This is a genomic window from Synechococcus sp. H70.2, assembly GCF_047462275.1.
Classification (GTDB): Bacteria; Cyanobacteriota; Cyanobacteriia; order Thermostichales; family Thermostichaceae; genus Thermostichus.
Genome location: NZ_JANSIU010000004.1, coordinates 108,119 through 124,361, shown reverse-complemented (window position 1 = coordinate 124,361; position 16,243 = coordinate 108,119). Strand labels below are relative to the sequence as shown.

16 protein-coding genes, 1 tRNA gene and 1 other RNA gene are annotated in these 16,243 nt (G+C 58.8%); 11 read left to right on the top strand and 7 right to left on the bottom strand.

The genetic code is table 11. The features are described from left to right. Positions 1–110 precede the first annotated feature (110 nt). The 4 genes from NW822_RS05605 to ssrA all read right to left on the bottom strand — a co-directional run bounded on the left by NW822_RS05605 (position 111) and on the right by ssrA (position 2,632). Positions 111–518, bottom strand: coding sequence for a hypothetical protein (locus tag NW822_RS05605; RefSeq protein ID WP_414403790.1), 408 nt, complete (start codon positions 516–518; stop codon positions 111–113). Continuing rightward, positions 508–1,539: a UDP-3-O-(3-hydroxymyristoyl)glucosamine N-acyltransferase gene (gene lpxD, locus NW822_RS05600; RefSeq protein WP_414362487.1), complete on the bottom strand. Its 1,032-nt coding sequence runs from the start codon at positions 1,537–1,539 to the stop codon at positions 508–510. Before lpxD ends, NW822_RS05605 begins: the two co-directional genes overlap by 11 nt. A 15-nt stretch (positions 1,540–1,554) precedes the next feature. Then, positions 1,555–2,073, bottom strand: a complete 519-nt coding sequence (locus tag NW822_RS05595; RefSeq protein ID WP_414362488.1) for a DUF4330 domain-containing protein — start codon at positions 2,071–2,073, stop codon at positions 1,555–1,557. A gap of 161 nt (positions 2,074–2,234) precedes the next feature. Continuing rightward, positions 2,235–2,632: a transfer-messenger RNA gene (gene ssrA / locus NW822_RS05590) on the bottom strand. Between the two features lie 100 nt (positions 2,633–2,732). On the opposite strand from ssrA, the gene NW822_RS05585 reads away from it, so the two are divergent. The 8 genes from NW822_RS05585 to NW822_RS05550 all read left to right on the top strand — a co-directional run bounded on the left by NW822_RS05585 (position 2,733) and on the right by NW822_RS05550 (position 10,237). After that, positions 2,733–2,804: transfer RNA gene (locus NW822_RS05585), tRNA-Lys, on the top strand. A 79-nt stretch (positions 2,805–2,883) separates the two neighbouring features. Then, complete coding sequence (locus NW822_RS05580; protein WP_414403789.1) at positions 2,884–3,903, top strand: endonuclease domain-containing protein; 1,020 nt, start codon at positions 2,884–2,886, stop codon at positions 3,901–3,903. 21 nt (positions 3,904–3,924) lie between these two features. Next, the gene (locus NW822_RS05575) at positions 3,925–4,572 is read left to right on the top strand and encodes a hypothetical protein (protein ID WP_414403788.1); all 648 of its coding nucleotides are present in this window, start codon (positions 3,925–3,927) and stop codon (positions 4,570–4,572) included. A gap of 2 nt (positions 4,573–4,574) precedes the next feature. Next, positions 4,575–7,751, top strand: a complete 3,177-nt coding sequence (locus NW822_RS05570) for a helicase HerA domain-containing protein (RefSeq protein ID WP_414403787.1) — start codon at positions 4,575–4,577, stop codon at positions 7,749–7,751. Positions 7,752–7,861: 110 nt separating this feature from the next. Beyond that, complete coding sequence (locus tag NW822_RS05565) at positions 7,862–8,746, top strand: hypothetical protein (RefSeq protein WP_414403786.1); 885 nt, start codon at positions 7,862–7,864, stop codon at positions 8,744–8,746. 59 nt (positions 8,747–8,805) lie between these two features. After that, on the top strand, positions 8,806–9,075 hold the full coding sequence (locus NW822_RS05560) for a hypothetical protein (protein WP_414362493.1): 270 nt from the start codon (positions 8,806–8,808) through the stop codon (positions 9,073–9,075). A 25-nt stretch (positions 9,076–9,100) separates the two neighbouring features. Next, positions 9,101–9,811: an energy-coupling factor ABC transporter ATP-binding protein gene (locus NW822_RS05555; protein ID WP_414362494.1), complete on the top strand. Its 711-nt coding sequence runs from the start codon at positions 9,101–9,103 to the stop codon at positions 9,809–9,811. A 213-nt stretch (positions 9,812–10,024) separates the two neighbouring features. Continuing rightward, the gene (locus NW822_RS05550) at positions 10,025–10,237 is read left to right on the top strand and encodes a CP12 domain-containing protein (protein WP_414362495.1); all 213 of its coding nucleotides are present in this window, start codon (positions 10,025–10,027) and stop codon (positions 10,235–10,237) included. 148 nt (positions 10,238–10,385) lie between these two features. Here the strand turns inward: NW822_RS05550 and NW822_RS05545 are convergent, their stop codons facing one another. Together NW822_RS05545 and msrB are read right to left on the bottom strand one after the other, a co-directional pair. After that, a complete protein-coding gene (locus NW822_RS05545) occupies positions 10,386–11,189 on the bottom strand; it encodes an FTR1 family iron permease (protein ID WP_414403785.1) in 804 nt (267 codons plus the stop codon). Between the two features lie 44 nt (positions 11,190–11,233). Then, positions 11,234–11,644, bottom strand: coding sequence for a peptide-methionine (R)-S-oxide reductase MsrB (gene msrB / locus NW822_RS05540; RefSeq protein ID WP_414362497.1), 411 nt, complete (start codon positions 11,642–11,644; stop codon positions 11,234–11,236). 157 nt (positions 11,645–11,801) lie between these two features. Here msrB and ndhN point away from each other — a divergent pair, with 157 nt between their 5' ends. The 3 genes from ndhN to NW822_RS05525 are packed head-to-tail and all read left to right on the top strand — an operon-like array spanning position 11,802 to position 15,212. Continuing rightward, complete coding sequence (gene ndhN, locus NW822_RS05535; RefSeq protein WP_414362498.1) at positions 11,802–12,257, top strand: NAD(P)H-quinone oxidoreductase subunit N; 456 nt, start codon at positions 11,802–11,804, stop codon at positions 12,255–12,257. A gap of 59 nt (positions 12,258–12,316) precedes the next feature. Then, on the top strand, positions 12,317–13,345 hold the full coding sequence (locus NW822_RS05530; protein WP_414403784.1) for an LdpA C-terminal domain-containing domain: 1,029 nt from the start codon (positions 12,317–12,319) through the stop codon (positions 13,343–13,345). A 19-nt stretch (positions 13,346–13,364) separates the two neighbouring features. Continuing rightward, positions 13,365–15,212, top strand: coding sequence for a R3H domain-containing nucleic acid-binding protein (locus NW822_RS05525; protein ID WP_414403783.1), 1,848 nt, complete (start codon positions 13,365–13,367; stop codon positions 15,210–15,212). Here the strand turns inward: NW822_RS05525 and NW822_RS05520 are convergent. Continuing rightward, complete coding sequence (locus NW822_RS05520; protein ID WP_414403782.1) at positions 15,209–16,126, bottom strand: 4-hydroxybenzoate solanesyltransferase; 918 nt, start codon at positions 16,124–16,126, stop codon at positions 15,209–15,211. The two genes, NW822_RS05525 and NW822_RS05520, sit on opposite strands and share 4 nt — an antisense overlap. Positions 16,127–16,243 lie beyond the last annotated feature (117 nt).

Here is a 16,243-nt window from a genome sequence, read left to right as displayed (position 1 = left end):
TCTCCTCATGCCGTTCCCCCCTCAGTTGCAAGCTCGTAAACTCCTGCGTTTCGGGAGAAAAGTAAAAGTACTCCAGCGTCCTAAAAACCCTTTCGCAAAGCTCCCCCTTTTCACCCCGATCCACCTTGGCTGCCGATTCCGAAAGCAGCTCGATGATCTTCCCACACCACCCAAGAGGGGCGAGGGCGGTTTTCTACCCCTTTGACCAAAAACAGATCCGGGCCGCGCAAGTCTTTGTTTTTGAATTGCTCTCGGCTGTAGTAAACGGTGAGGTTCCAGGCGAGGAAGTAGTCGTTGCGGTCTTGCCAGGGACGATTGAGGCAGCTCACCAGAATCAAAAGCTGCAGGGCGTGGAGGGAGTGTTCCATTTCGGGTTCATCGCTGAGCAGCCCCTGGGCCGAGGGCATGAGCTCCGCCAGTTGCCGGCGGGTGAGGGGAGTGTTTTCTTGGGCTAGGCGGTGGGGGCAAGCAAGCGAATTGGCTATCAGCAGGCTAACCCTTGATCCCCTATCTCCCACTGTTTTGCTCCAACTTGGCTACCCGCGCTTCCAGCTTGCGCAGGGCCCGCTGCAGCTCGGGCAGATGCCGTTGGACTGCCATGCTCCTACGCCATTCGGCAATGGGTTGGTGGGGGTAGCCGGCTACTGTTTGGCCAGGAGGAATGTCGCTGGTCACCCCTGTTTGGGCGGCCACACGCACGCCATCGCCAATGTGCAGATGCCCCGCCAAGCCACATTGCCCGCCCAAGATGACGTGGTGGCCCAATTGGGTACTGCCGGCAATGCCCACCTGGGCGACGATTAAGCAGTGGGATCCCGTGCGCACACCGTGGCCAATCTGCACCAGGTTGTCGATCTTGGTGCCGCGGCCAATGCGCGTCTCGCCAACGGCAGCCCGGTCAATGGTGGTGTTGCTGCCCACTTCTACGCCGTCTTCCAGCACCACCCGGCCCGCCTGCGGCATGCGCCGCCAGGATCCATCAGGGAGAGGAATGTGGCCAAAGCCGTCGTCGCCAATCACGGCGCCGCTGTGGATGAGGCAATCGTCGCCAATCTCCGTGCGTTCGTGGATAACGCAGTTAGCCAAAAGCTGACACCGGGATCCAATCCGCACGTGGGGGTAGATGGTTACGTTGGGGTGGATCTGGGTGTAGTTGCCAATTTTCACCCCTTCCATCACCACCACATGCGGCCCAATGGCTACCCCCTCCCCCAACTCCACACTGGGATCGATCACAGCTGTGGGATGGATCCCGACGGGCAGGCGGTAGGGTTGGTAAAACAGCTCGATGGCCTGGGCAAAGAGCAAGCGCGGATCCCTGCCCCGCAGGCAGGGGATGGGGCGGGGCAAAACTACAGATTCACCTACGATGACGGCGCTGGCTTGGGTTTGCTCCAGGAGAGGCAGGTAGCGGACCTCGCTGAGGAAGCTCAGCTCGCCTGGGCGAGCTTCTGCCAGGCTGGCCACGCCGTGGATCTCCAGGGTGGGATCCCCTTCGTAGGTGCATCCCAATCTTTGGGCAATCTCCTGTAGCTGCATTAGGGTGGGGGTTCTCTACGATTGCAGCAGCCGCACCTCCATCACGGTGCCGCGCAAGTTGTAGCTAAAAGTCTCCACCTCCAGGGGAACGCCAACTTTGACGCGGTTGTTGCCCAGGACAATGCCATTTTCCGTCTTCTGGCCCCGTCCCCGCAAGGTAAACACCAGATCAAAACGATAGGGCTCAGGGTCAGGCAAGTTTTCAACCCGTCCATCCGGAAAAACTACTGGCACGGTGCGGCTGACATTTTCTATCCGCACCACCTCCACCTGGCCGTAGGGTTGGTTGCGGATGATCAAGTCGGCCTTCTGACCCACTTGAAAGGGTTCCAGGGATCGGCTGCTGACCCCCCGCACGATCATATCCACTTCCACTGGCAGCGTGGGGCCACCCCCTACCTGGACGACGCTGCCCGCCTGCCGCCCTGGGAAAAACAGGACAGCTACGATCGCCGCCACCACAATTGCCAGCGCCCCCAGATCCAGGAGGCTGACCTTTCCTAGAAGACGCCCCCGTTCATCGATGAGCCGCATGGCCCTCTTTTCTCCAACCCACTGCCCTTGATTGTAGGGCACAGCAATAGGAGCTCCTCCGCCCGCAAAGCCGGTTGAGGTTGGATCCACCTCTAGAGGAACTCAGAAGCCCCGCTTGTAGCCGAGGATTAGCTGGGCCTGGGCAAGTAGGGTTGGCCTGAAGATGGAGCTGACGGGAGTCGAACCCGTGTCCGAGATGGGTACTGGGGGCTCACTCCTTCACAGGCTTAGCCTCTCTGACCCTCGAGGCAGGGATCGCCGTTTAGATCCCGGCGACGGGAGTTCTCCGCCTCAGCTTAGGCTCTCCCTCGACGGAGCGGGAGAAGAGAGCTGCACCCGTTGGGGTTGTGATCCGCCCACTTAACGGGGTCGTGGGAGGATCCTCGAGCTCAGGGTAATTCTCTACTGAGCCTTAGGCAGCCAGAGCAGCTGCTTTACGAGCAAAAGGTACGACGTTGTTCGCACCTACTTTGTTGAGCCTAGTGGTAACGGGATAAGCTCAAGCCCGACCTGCATCATGAACCCTTGTTCGCCACCCCGTCGAAACCGTTACAGCCCCAGGGTTTGGCTAAACCTAGAATAGCAAAATCCTTGGGGATCTGGCTAGAGCTTCTGCTAATATGACAGAAGTTGTGCTATTCTGTCAGAGCTGCAAACTTGGGTCGGTAGCTCAGCGGTAGAGCACTCGGCTTTTAACCGATTGGCCCAGGGTTCGAATCCCTGCCGACCCAGCTTTCGATGCTCTTGCTCCCCCGACCCATCCCAAGCCAGGATTTTTAGTTAGTTAGAAAGGCAGGGGGGAAGGGCGAGGTGGCCGTTCTTTCGTGGCCAGACCTGGGCAAAGAGGGGGAGGTAAAGCTGTTGCTAGCGCCGTCCGTGGAGGAGGCGCTGGCAATTTTGGCGGAAGAGGCTGAAACTCGGGAGACGGTCTTTGTCTCCAAGCTTTGGCACCGAATTCCGGCTCAGGATGTCATCCTTGACGAGTGTCTGCAGGTGCTGGCGGAGGTAGCTCTATCCCTCTGGCCCTATTGGTATGGAGAAAAGTTTGAGCCGGGCAGAACGGCAGAGGCCCAGGTTCTCAATCGCCTCCGCGCCCGAGAGCTGTCCGTAAAACGGGATCCCGCCATTTCCAGTACCTGGCTTAGGGCAGCAATGCACTTGTGCCAGCAGCAACGCCTGCCTGTGGTGCCAGGGATCCAGCGGGCAATCCAGGTGCAACAACTGGCTAAAGCCATTGCCCCTCGCGAGCTAACCTTGGCTTTAGCAACCGATGAGCCAGAGCCGGCGCCCAGCTACCTCCTCGGCTTGGCCAAGGCAGCTACCTGGTTGGCCGACCACAGTCAAGCACGGCTGGTGCTGGTGGTGCCGAGTGCTTTGGCCGCTCACCCTGAATTGGCTTCCGTGAGCTACGGCGCCCTCCAGGTGCCGCTCCCGGAGAGGCGGGAGGAGTTCGACAGCTCGGTGCAGGTGGTGGTGGGTTGCAAGGGATCCCCTCACCCCTTTAGCCTGGCAGAGAAGAAGCTAGCCGAGCGGGTGGCAGCGGACCCGCAGCTCAAGGATCTGCTAGAGTTTAACCAAGTGTTACAAAGTGTAACCGGGCAATCCTTTCTAGCAGATCTCCTTTGGCGGGAGGGCAAGGTGGTGGTGGAAGTGGACGGGCCAGAGCACTGCAGCCGAGACCGCTACTACCAGGATCGCCTGCGGGACTACCAACTGCTGATTTCCGGCTACTTGGTGTTGCGGATCCCCAACGATCTGGTGATGAGCGACTGCGAGCGGGCGGTGGAGATGATCCGCAAGGTAATTCAACAGCAACGGAGCCGGCTTTGAGGCGAGTTGGAGAGTGAGAAGATGACCTCTTTGTTGCCCAAGAGCGAAATTTTGCTCTGGAAGCTTCTGCTAACGGGGGAGGAACCGGCCAAGTCCCAGCTGAAGCCAAAGCACAGCGCCAAGGAGCTCAAGCTGCTGGAGGAAAGGGGCCTCATTGAATACAAGACCACAGTTGAAAAGGGAAGGAAAGTAGCTCGGCTTGCACTAACTGACAAGGCCTGGGACTGGGCCTCCACCACACCTCCAACGGCCATTGCCCGTTCCAAGTCACCGGAGGCAGCAGTCGTTTTGCAAAAGGTCTTGGAAATTTTGGTGGACTACGTGCAGCGGGAGAGCGTTCCCTTGGCCCATGTCCTCAAGCCAGCCGGCTCTGGCCAACCTCCTTCCGATTTTGGCCAAGCAAAAGTCGATCCCGCCTTCCTCGAGAAGGTCTTTCGAACTTGTGAGGAGATGGGAGGACGCCACTCCCGGGTTTACCTATCAGATCTGCGCCAAAGATTTCCCCAAGTTCCACGCCAGCAACTGGATCAGGCTCTTGTGGCTTTAGATCGCCAGACCAAGATTGTATTGATGCCTATTGACGATCCCTTATCTATCACTCCCGCAATCGAGGCGGCAGCTATTACCCTCTCCGGCGCCAAAAGATACTTTCTGCGAATTAGGAGTTAAGCATGCAGAGTGCAGAAGAACAACAAAAGGCCCTTGAGGCTCTCAGGGAAGTTGATTTTGATTGGACGGTTCACCTGAAGAAAATCTGGCAGCCACCAGAGTTTGACGTCCCCGATCTTAATGGAGAAGTTAGAAAGCGGCTATTTGAGCGGCTGGAGAAGTTGATCCAATCCCCCCAAAGCGAGTCTCCGCTGGGGATCCCTGTCCTCGGCAGCAGCGGTACTGGGAAGACCCACCTGCTCAGGGTATTGAGACAGCGCTGCTTTGAAAGGGGCGTGGGATTTGTCCTGGTGGACATGACAGATGTGAAAGATTTCTGGAAAACGGTAGTTCAAGGGTACCTTACATCCCTGATACAGGAAGAGCCAGATGGAAGAAGTCAGTTAAGAAAGGTTCTCGATCAAATCTTCCTGAAGGCCCTGGCCAGTCCTAAGAAGGCAGAAGAGATTGCCGAATTTCCTCCTGACCTCTTGGTCAGAGTTGTCAACCGAGTTCTGCAATGGCTGTTTACTCAAGATAAGAGTAAAACACTTAAGTATCAAGACTGTGTGCGGGCCATGATTTTGGCCAACTCTGCCGACTTTGCAATAGCTGCAGCTGGAATTAGCTGGATAGAGGGCCTAGGTGTAGATGATCCGGAGACGAAGCAAAGGTTTGGCTTTGTCTCGCCAGGCTTAACTCCCAGCGAGATCGTCGCGGGGCTTTCTTGGCTCATGAGCCTGAGGGGGCCCACTGTAGTTGCTTTGGATCAACTGGATCCAATCATTATGCAATTTCATATAGCTTCAGAAGAATCAGGGGCAGAAGCAAAGGCCACGGAAAATATCATTCACAGCATTGGAGGCGGTCTTATTGCGCTACGAGATTATCTCTCTCGATCTCTTGTGGTTGTCTCCTGCCTAGAACACTCTTGGGAAATCCTAACAAAGACGGCTGTTTCTACGCTTTCAGGTCGCTTTGAGTCCCATTCTGTCTTTACGCTTCTTCCCTCTGCAGGTACTGCTGAGGCTGTTGTTGTCCCTCGCTTAGAAAAAGCCTATCGCAAGGTTGGCTTTACCCCTCCCTATTCCTCCTACCCCTTTAAGCCGGAGTTTTTTGAAAGTAATCAATTTCTATCTCCTCGAGCTCTTTTGCAAAAATGCCATGAGCACAGAGAGAGCTGCTTGAAAGAAGGGAAAGTTATCGAGTTAGGATCCTCCGGTTCTCCTCTTACTACTTCAAGTGCTTCTCTGCAGGAACTGGATCGCGAGTTTGAGAAGTTCAAGCAAAATGCTGATATCTCTCCATATTTACAGGAAAACAAAGATGAGCCATGGAAAGAACTTTTGACTTCTGTATGTGACTTTCTCGTTCGGCAAGCAAAGTTGCCGGCCAGCATCGGCACCCAAATTGAAATGGATTTCCCTGGAGCCACAAGCTTTTCCCAGATGCATTCTCGTTTGCGCCTGATCTTCCATGAGGCCAACGAGCGAGAAAAGCACCTTTGTCTGATAGCCATCCAGTCAGGTAATCCCAAGGCCTTCCAGGCCCGCTTGGGAGCCGCCAAGACAGCCGCCGGGATCGATCCGGCCCTGCGATCTCGCAAGCTGGTGGTGGTGCGCACGATACCAGTGCCCAGAGGCCGGGTAAGCCAAAAATTGTGGCAGAGTTTTCTTGCGGAGGGCGGGATCCACTGGCAGCCCAGCGAAAGGGCAATCAGGGTTCTGCTGGCCCTAGAACAGCTCAAATCCAGGCCCGGTTTTACGGACTGGCTGGCCGAGCGGCAACCCCTTGCCCAACTGGCAGCCGCCGAGCCTGATTCGGGTTTGGCCAAGATCCTCGCCTGGCTGAAGGAAGGGATCCCTGGGCAGGAAACTCCAAAAGGGGATTTCTCACTTTCTAGGGTAGAGAACGGCAAGGCCCCTCAAGCCAAGCAGGATCTGCACCTGACAGGTTTGTTTGTCGGGCGGCGTTGGGTGGCCAACCGAGAAGGGGATCCGGTCTTTCTGCCCGTCCCAGAGCTGGTGCGGCACACCGTGATCCTGGCCGGCAGCGGCTCTGGGAAAACGGTGCTTTTGCGACGCATCGTGGAGGAGGCAGCTTTGCAAGGGATCCCTTCCATCGTTATCGATGCTGCCAACGACTTGGCCCGCCTGGGGGATCCCTGGCCTGCTGCCCCCCAAGGCTGGACAGAGGAAGACCAGGCCAAGGCAGAGCGCTACTTTGCCCAAACCGAAGTGGTGATTTGGACCCCTGGGCTGGCAGCAGGTAACCCCCTCACCCTCGCCCCCCTGCCGGACTTTGCTGCGCTGGCTGACGATCCTGAAGAGCTGGATCAGGCCGTCGACATCGCCTGGGGCACCCTTCAGGAAATCGTGGCCCCCGGCAAGACTGTCAGCGACCAACTGAAGCGGGGAGTTCTCAGGGCAGCTTTGAAGTACTTTGCCACCCACCAGCCCGGATCCCTGGCCGAGTTTGCCGAGTTCCTGGCAGATCTGCCCCCAGAAGCAGGAGCCGATATCAGCAAGGCTCCGCAACTGGCCCTGCAGATGGCCAATCTCCTCAAGGCTGCCATGGTCAACAACAAGCTGCTCAGTCAAAGCGGCACGGCGTTGGATCCGGCCAGCCTGTTGGGGCTGGGCGCAGGCTATGGCAAAACCCGCGTGTCGGTCATCAACCTGGTGGGTCTTCCTACCCTGGGCGAACAGCAGCAATTTGTAAACCAACTGGCCATGGCGCTGTTTGCCTGGATCAAGAAAAACCCCGCTCCGCCGGAAGCGCCAGTGCGCGGGCTGTTGGCCATCGACGAGGCCAAAGACTTTGTGCCCTCCCAGGGGACTACCCCCTGCAAGCAGAGCCTGCTGCGCCTAGCCGCCCAAGCGCGCAAATACGGCCTGGGCCTCATTTTCGCCACCCAGGCTCCCAAAAGCATCGACCACAACATTATTGCCAACTGCTCCACCCAGTTCTTTGGCCGGGTCACGTCGCCAGCGGCTATCGAGGTGGTGCGCGAGCAAATTGCCCAGAGGGGGGGAAGCGGCGAGGATGTAGCGATCCTGAAGGTGGGGCAATTCTACCTCTCCTCGCAGGAGCTTCACCCGCCCTGCAAAGTCCAAACTCCCTGGTGCCTGTCTTTCCACGCCCCTACCCCTCTAAGCGAAGCTGAGGTGATCCAGCGCTCTCAAGGCAGCCAATCCTAAGATCCTGCCTGGCGCCCTGCTCTGGAACGGTTGCCCCTTCCCCCAGCTAGCAGTTGGCAAGGATCTGGACGGGAGTTATGCTGCCTTAAGACGTTGGCCGGGAAGGGGCAATGGGATCAGTCAAAAGACAAGCTCGGATTTTGCTCTTGCTGGCAATTGGGGCTTGGCTGAGCTGGGGGACACTGGTCTGGTCTGCCCCCTCCTGTAGGGAGCGGGAGCCGCGCTTGCTGCGGCAAATCCTGGCCGCGCTGGGCCGTCCCCAGGTGGCGGTGGAAGAGGTGGCTCTGTTCGATACGGATCAATGTCTGGTTCAGTTGGTATTGGATCGCCGCGGGCTGAGCGGATCCCTGCCGCCGGAGATTGGCCAATTCCACCGCCTGCGGGCTTTGTCTCTCAGTTACAACCAGCTTTCTGGCCCCATCCCCGCCGAGCTGGGGCAACTGAGCGAGTTGGAAAACCTGTTTCTGGACTATAACCAGTTCTCCGGCCCCATTCCGCCGGAGCTAGGGCAACTGCACAAGCTGCGGGGGTTGTTTTTGGATCACAACCAGCTCTCCGGGCCTATTCCTGCCGAGCTGGGGCAGCTCAGCCGCCTAGAAAACCTCAGCCTACAAAACAACCAGCTCAGCGGCGCCATTCCCAGCCAACTGGGCCAGATGAGCTCCCTGAGGGGCCTGTTTTTGGATCGCAACCAACTCTCTGGGCCCATTCCGCCCCAACTGGGGCAACTGCGCCACCTGGAGAATCTGTACCTGTCGGACAACCGCCTCAGCGGATCCCTGCCGCCAGAGCTAGCCCAACTCAAGCAATTACGGGATCTGCGCCTGGCCCGTAACCAGCTCACAGGCGAGTTGCCCGGCTTTTTGGCAGAACTGCCGCGGCTGGAACGGCTCCACATTGAGGGCAACCCTGGCCTCTGCCTGCCGGCGGCCCTGTCGAGTTGGTTTGCCAGTCTCACTCCAGGGGATCCTCCTTCCGCTCGCCCCTGCCCCTAGGTCTGGGATCTAGGATACTGGGATCAGGTGTCCACAGCCCCCTACGCGAACAGTTAGCCATGTATACCCTGGAATTGCTTCTGAAGGGAAATCCCGCCCCCATCGTCATCCACCAAAAAGAGGAGGAAGCGGCCAACCGCGCCTATCAGAGTGTGGTTGAAGCTCTTCGCAACGGATCCCCGCAGAGCCTGGAGCTAACCTGCGACCGCACTGGCAAAAAGGTGTTCTTGCTTACCGGCGAGCTGTGTGGTGTGCAGATGACCTCCTCCAGGTCCGGCGCTGCACCCCTGGGAGTCCGACCTGGGTTTTTGGCCCAGCTGCAGAGCTAAGGCCACCTCTCTAGGAGTCTCTTGTATGAAGACTCCCCTCCCTAGCCGAGAATCCTCGTTGGCCATCCGGGTGGAGGGCTTGACCTTTGCCTGGCCAGGGCGTCCGCCGGTTCTGCAGGAGTGCAGCTTTGCCATTCCCAAAGGCCAGTTGTGGATGCTGCTGGGGCCCAATGGCAGTGGCAAGTCGACATTGCTACAACTGCTGTCGGGAGTGCTCACCCATCCCCAGCCCCTGGCGGGGTTCTGGGAGGTGCAGGGGCGGCTAGGCTACGTGTTTCAAAACCCGGATCAGCAGCTGTTTATGCCAACAGTGGGGGCGGATGTAGCTTTTGGGTTGGGAGCAGAGCCCCTCACGTTGGAAGAAATCCAGAAGCGGGTAGAGATGGCCCTGGAGCAGGTGGGCTTGCGCCACTTGATCCGCCGCCCCATTCACGGCCTTAGCGGTGGGCAGAAGCAGCGGGTGGCAGTGGCTGGGGCCCTGGCCCGGCACTGCGAAGTTCTGCTGTTGGACGAGCCAACGGCTCTCTTGGATCCCGATAGCCAAAAGGATCTGCTGCGCTGCATCCGCCGCCTGGTGGATCAAGAGGGGATCACTGCCCTTTGGGTAACCCACCGGCTGACAGAGCTGGAATGGGCAGACGGGGCAATCTTTCTGGCGCAAGGACAGGTGCGCCAACAGGGATCCCCAGAACAGGTGCGGCAACAGATTAGCCAATTGTTTGGCAGTTGGAGGTGATCCCGAAGAGATTGCAAAAGCGTGGCGGCGACCCCCTGCCGCTGTCCCTTAAAATTAAAAGTGAAAGCAACGAGATAGATCGGTTGGCAGTTAAGGCACTCTTTGAGACTCAGCGGTAGGGCCAGTAGACAGATTTTGCCCTAGCGGAGGTCGTTGCCAACCGCCTATATCCGGGGGCTACAGGCCCCGTCCTGTCTAAAGGAGCTTGAGCATATGGGACTGTCTGAAGTCATTGCCAAAGAGCTGGAAAATGCCCGCAAGATCTGCTCTGAGTACGGCGAAGGGGATCCCCATTGCCGTGCAGCCTGGGATGCTGTGGAGGAAGTGTTGGCAGCCCGCAGCCACCAGCAAAAGGCTCCTAGCAGCCTAGAGCAGCACTGCGCCGAAAACCCTGATGCTGTCGAGTGCCGGGTTTACGACACCTGAAGGGGTCCCTGGCCCTTAGTAAAAGAGCTCGTGCTTATACTGCTGCAGCCGCTCGAGCCGTACTGGTAAGCTAGGAAGATGCTCTCCTCCGCTCTTCTCTGTGGGTGGGGAGCTAAGCAGCAAGCAGGGGGTGGGGTAGCTTCTCCCTTTAGGAAGAAGGCTTTTGGGGGAAACTAGTCCACTGCCACGGCTGTAGCCACCAGACAATAGCTATTGCCAACACTGCCAGTTGGGGTAGCAGCGTTTGCCAGGTGGGATAAATCCCCAGCCAGCGTAGCCTGGGGATCCCAGCTAGAGCAGTGGTGGGCAACCAACTTGCTGCTTGCAAAGCATGGAGGCCGCTGCCCAGGAACTTAAAGCCCAAGTAGAAAATCAGCAGGCTTAAACCCCGGAAAAAAGCCTTCAAGGGCAGCTTTAGCCCCACCTGCAGCAGCAAAACCGCCATCCCCCCTAGGATCAGGGCTCCCAAGCCGATCCCCAGCCAGAGATCCTTGGGTGCTAGGGAAGGGGCCAATCCCACATAAAACAACACCGTTTCCGCCCCTTCGCGAAACACCGCCGTAAAGGCCAGGAAAGCTAGGGAGAAAATCTGGCCCCTGGCAAGCGCTGCCTGGGCTTGTTCTTGCACAAAGGTTTGCCAAGCGGCAATGGCGGCCCGCCGGTGCAGCCAAAAGCTGACGGAAAACAACAGACCTGCTGCCACCAGCCCAGTGATCCCCTCCAGCACCTCTTGGCGGGTGTGGGTAAGGAGCTGCTGGAAAAACAGCTTGACTAAGAGGCCAAGCAGCACGGCGGCCAGTAGACCCACTGCTCCTCCCAGCCACACCCATTGGCGCTGGGCCGACTGCCCGCTCTTACTGAGAAGCGCCACCAGGGCCAACAGCACCAAGAGAGCCTCCAGGCCCTCCCGCAGCAGAACCAAGGCAGCATCCCAAAAGGTGTAGTCCGACATGCTCACCCCAGCAGGTGGCTCAAAAAAGCTGCCCTTGGCAAAGCCTAGGCGTTGGCTGGAATAAACTTCAGGGCTGCCGAGTTAATGCAGTAGCGCAAGCCCGTTGGCGGGGGGCCGTCTGGAAACACATGCCCCAAATGGCCGCCACAGCGGGAGCAGTGCACCTCAGTGCGCGGCACGAGCAGTTTCCAATCTGTCTTGGTGCCAATCACATGAGGGGCAATGGGTTCCCAAAAACTGGGCCAGCCAGTGCCACTGTCGTACTTGGCTGCCGAGGAAAAGAGCTCCTGCCCACAGCCAGCACAGACATAGATCCCTGGCGCCTTGTGGTTGTAGTAGGCATTGCGGAAGGGGGGCTCAGTTCCTTCTTGACGCAGCACGTAGTACTGTTCTTCAGTAAGCAGCTGGCGCCACTCGGCGTCGCTCTTGGTTACAGGATAACTTGGTTGAGCCATTGGCTGTTGCTCTCTTTTCGATCCCCATTCTAACCACTCCTCCAGCAAGCCAGGAAAGGCCGGGGGTTTCTATGAGTTCTATCGGAGACTTCTATCCCCAGCCGGGGGTACACTCCCGCTACAATGGGCAGGGGCAAGGCGGGTTTTGAGGTTTCTTATGTTGCTGGTTGGCTCAGGGGCCAAGTTTGTGCAACAGCTCGAGCAATCTGGGGCTTTGGCCATGTTTGTTACCCCGGAAGGGGGATCCGAAGGGCACTACCTGCGGCGGCTGCGCGGGGCCGGCTATGAGGTGGTTACCCTCTCCAGCAAGGGAATTGGGGATCTGGCCAGCTATTTAACGCGCAGCCATGGGGTGCGGCCTGCCACCCTAGGGAAATCGCAGCGGCGCACCTATTTCTACCCCTCGTTGATTGAGCAGTACCGCGCCAGCCTGCCCCCCAAAGCCAAAGGACTGGTGTTTTGGTTTTACGAGGGGCATGTCCTCAGCCGGCAAGAGCTCTCCTACTTGGTGAAGCTGAGCCAAGAAGACAAGGGCGTGAAATTTGTGGTGGAGCTGGCTCGAGAGCGATCAATTCGGTGGCAACCCCTGAAGGACGCCCTGCAGAGCGCCTGAGGATTGGCTCAGACTCTCAGAGAATTCTTTGCTACTATCTCAAGTAGGCGGCCTTGCTGGTGGCTGTATCTGTGACCTCGCCGAAAGCTTCGCTGCAACAGGGTACTTGGTTTAAGCTCATCTGCGGCGCAAGTTTCCACCACTTGCCCTCAATTCGGGAGTTAGCCTTTCTCTACACGCTGGCCGGTGCCGACTGCATTGACGTTGCCGCTGAGCCGGCCATTGTACGGGCTGCGCAGCAAGGGATCCAGCGAGCCCAAGCCGAAGACCCGCAGGCGGGATCCCCATGGCTGATGGTTAGCCTCAACGACGGTGAGGATGTCCATTTCCGCAAGGCCGTCCTGACGGAGGCTGCCTGCCCGGCCGAATGCTCACAGCCTTGTGTGGCGGTCTGCCCCCCCCATGCCGTGGTGCCGCTGGGTGCGCCGGCGTCTGCCTCTGTTCAGGTTCACATCCAGGCAGATCTGTGCTATGGCTGTGGCCGCTGCGAGCCTGTTTGCCCCTACCAGCGCATCACCACCCTCGGCTACCAGGTGGCGGTGGCGGAAGTCTTGCCCTGTTTGCTGGAGCTGGGCGTTCAGGCGGTGGAAATCCACACCCGTGTTGGCCGGCAGAAGCAGTTTGAGCAAGTGTGGGGATCCCTGCGGCCATGGCTGGGGCAGCTGCAGGCCGTTTCGATTAGCTTTAACGAGGGTCCCGGCCTGGAGGCCTATTTGCGGGATGTGTTGGCCTTGATGGATCCCTTGCCGGAGGTGTTGATCTGGCAGGTGGATGGCCGGCCCATGAGTGGAGACATTGGAGCTGGCACCAGCAAGGCCACCCTAAGGTTGGCCCGCAAGGTGTTGGATATGGGCCTGCCTGGCTATGTGCAACTAGCAGGAGGAACCAATGCGCAAACGGTGTCGCTGTTGGATCCCTCTTGGCCAGTGGCGGGGATTGCCTTTGGCAGCTATGCCCGACAGTTGGTGGCTGCCTATCTCGAGGAAGGGTCTGGCCTGGCAACAGGGATCCTGTTGGCCAAGCAGTTGGTGCAGCAGGTAAAGCAGCGGCCAGTTGCCCTCCGACAGAGCTGTCTTTCCAGTGTTTAACAGCGTCGCTCGACCGACCATGAGTTTCTCAGCCCAGCCCTTTAACCCGGCGGTGGACTTGCAGAGGAACCCCCACCTCCTAGGTGAACACACCCCCTTCCCTGGACAAGTCCTTTACAACGACGACCTCAACAAGCTCCTGGACGTTCTGCCTGCAGCCATCCGGGAGCGGCTGCAGCAGCATCCCTACTTGGATCGGCTGGTGGAGGTGGTTCTGGATTTGGGCCGCCGCCCAGAAGCTCGTTTCCCCGGCTTTGCTGAGTACCTCTCCGAAGAAGTGGTTAGCCGCGCCGACCTGGATTTGGTCATCAGCCAAGTGGGAGAGTTTAGCAGCGACAACCGGGCTGGCATTGCCTCAACTCTGCACCGGATTAGCGCCATCCGCAACCGCCAGGGCACAATCATCGGCCTGACCTGTCGGGTGGGCCGCTGCGTGGTCGGCGTCATCAACATGATCCGCGATCTGGTGGAGCAGGGCCGCTCAATGCTGTTGCTGGGCCGACCAGGGGTGGGTAAAACCACTGCCCTGCGAGAAATTGCCCGCGTTTTGGCGGACGAGCTGCACAAACGAGTCATTATCATTGACACCTCCAACGAGATTGCTGGCGATGGCGATGTGCCCCACCCAGGGATTGGTCGAGCCAGACGCATGCAGGTGGCCAGTCCCGAGCTGCAGCACAAGGTGATGATTGAGGCGGTGGAAAACCACATGCCGGAGGTGGTAATCATCGACGAGATTGGCACTGAGCAGGAGGCTTTGGCCTCCCGCACCATTGCCGAGCGGGGGGTTCAACTGGTGGCTACTGCCCATGGCAACCGCATCGAAAACTTGATCAAAAACCCCACCCTCTCGGACCTCATAGGCGGGATCCAATCCGTCACCCTGGGGGATGAGGAGGCACGGCGGCGGGGCTGCCAGAAGAGTGTCTTGGAGCGCAAGGCTCCCCCGACTTTTGAGATTGCAGTGGAAATGCTGGAGCGGCACCGCTGGGTTATCCACGAAGATGTGGCAGCCACTGTGGATCGCCTCTTGCGCAACCGCGAGGCGTCAATCCAAATACGCAGCCTGGACGAACGCGGCCAAGTGGTGATTGTGCGCAGTACCACCGCCATGAACGAACGCCCCGCCCTCTCTCGACCGCAGTGGCCGCCTGCTGACAGCACCCTGTCCTCCCTGGGAAGCAGCTGGGGCCGCTCTAGCTGCATGGAGCCTTTACCTTTGGAGCCGGTTGCGACCCGTCTGCAGCAGCCTGGCTTGTCCTCAGTAAAGGGGGAGGAAGCCGTCTCCTCCTCAGCGGTGCCTCTACCTAGCCCTCAGTCAGAGCCCAAAGCCGAGGAGGAAGAGGAAGTAGAGCTCCAGCAGGATCCGGAGGGACCTCTAAGGATCTATCCCTACGGAGTTAGCCGTTTCCATCTGGAGCAGGTCATCCGAACCCTGCAGCTGCCGGCGCAGGTTACTAAAGACTTGGATGAGGCCGACATTGTCTTGGCTTTGCGATCCCAGGTGCGCAGCCGCTCCAAGATTCAGCAACTGGCCCACTCCCGCCAGATCCCCATTCACACCGTCAAGGCCAATACCTTGATTGCTCTGGCTAGCGCCCTGCGCCGCATCCTTAATATTGAGGAGGGGGCTGATTCTGACCTGGAGCTGTTTATTCAAGCTAGCTCTGGGGAAGAAGCGGAAGCTCTGGAGGAAGCTCGCCTGGCGGTGGAGCAAATTGTTATCCCCAAGTCGCAGCCGGTGGAACTCCTCCCCCGCTCTGCCCACATTCGCAAGCTGCAGCATCAGTTAGTGGAGTACTATCACCTGCGAGCTCAGAGTTTTGGCGAGGAGCCCAACCGCCGCCTGCGCATCTATCCCAACTAGGGGGTCCAGGGCTCCCCTAGCAGAGAGCCGGCAATCATCCCCGCCAGCAGGATAAAGCCCTGCACTACGTTTTCGCCAAAGATAGCTGGGTAAAGGCGGGGGGAAGGGTTAAGCCGGTGAAGCTGCCAGGTTTGCCGAGCCCAGAGACCAGCGGCAACAGCCAGGGTGAGGAAGTAAACCCCGTGCAAACGTAGGCTGAGCCCTGCCCCCAAGAGGGCAAGGGTGGTCCCCAGGAAAAAGAGCCCCACCGCCGTCGGTGTTTGTCGGCCAAAGAAACGGGCACTGGAGTGGATCCCGGCCCGCTCATCGTCTTCTCGATCCGAGAGGGCATAGACCGTGTCAAACCCCAGGGTCCATAGCACTGTGGCCAGCCACAGCCAGCCTAGTCCTTCCTCCCACAGGGGTAGTCGGGGATCCTGACCCCTCACCGCCGTCCAACTGATGAGCACGGCAAACCCCCAAGCCAGGGCCAGAACCAGTTGGGGCACTGGAAACACCCGCTTGGCCCCTGGGTAGAGCAAAATCACCGGCACTGCCGCCACGCAGAGGGCAAAGCTGACCGGGTTGAGAAACAGCGCCAGTCCCCCCGCACAGGCCAAGCACAGCACTGCCATTGCCATGCCGACGCCAACACTCAATTCGCGACTAGCTAGAGGGCGGCTGCGGGTGCGCTCCACCAACGGATCCAAGTCCCGATCCCAAAGATCGTTGATGACACAGCCTGCCCCGCTAGCCGCCAAACTGCCCAGAATGATGATCCCGACCAGGGGCCAGGGCGGCGTTCCCCTTCCGGCTAAAAAGGCTCCCCACAGGGCGGGGATCATCAAAATCAGGCGTCCCGCCGGCTTGTGCCAGCGCAGCAGCCGTAAAATTGCTCCGCCAGTCGCCCAGAGGGCAGAACGAGAACCCGACATAGGCAGGCTGCGCCAGTGGCCTAAAGGCAGCTCCGCCGTGATCTTAAATCATCCTAAACCAACCGCTGGTGGAACCCTTGCGGTTCCAGCGGACTTTCGAAGTGGGATTTGGCACCT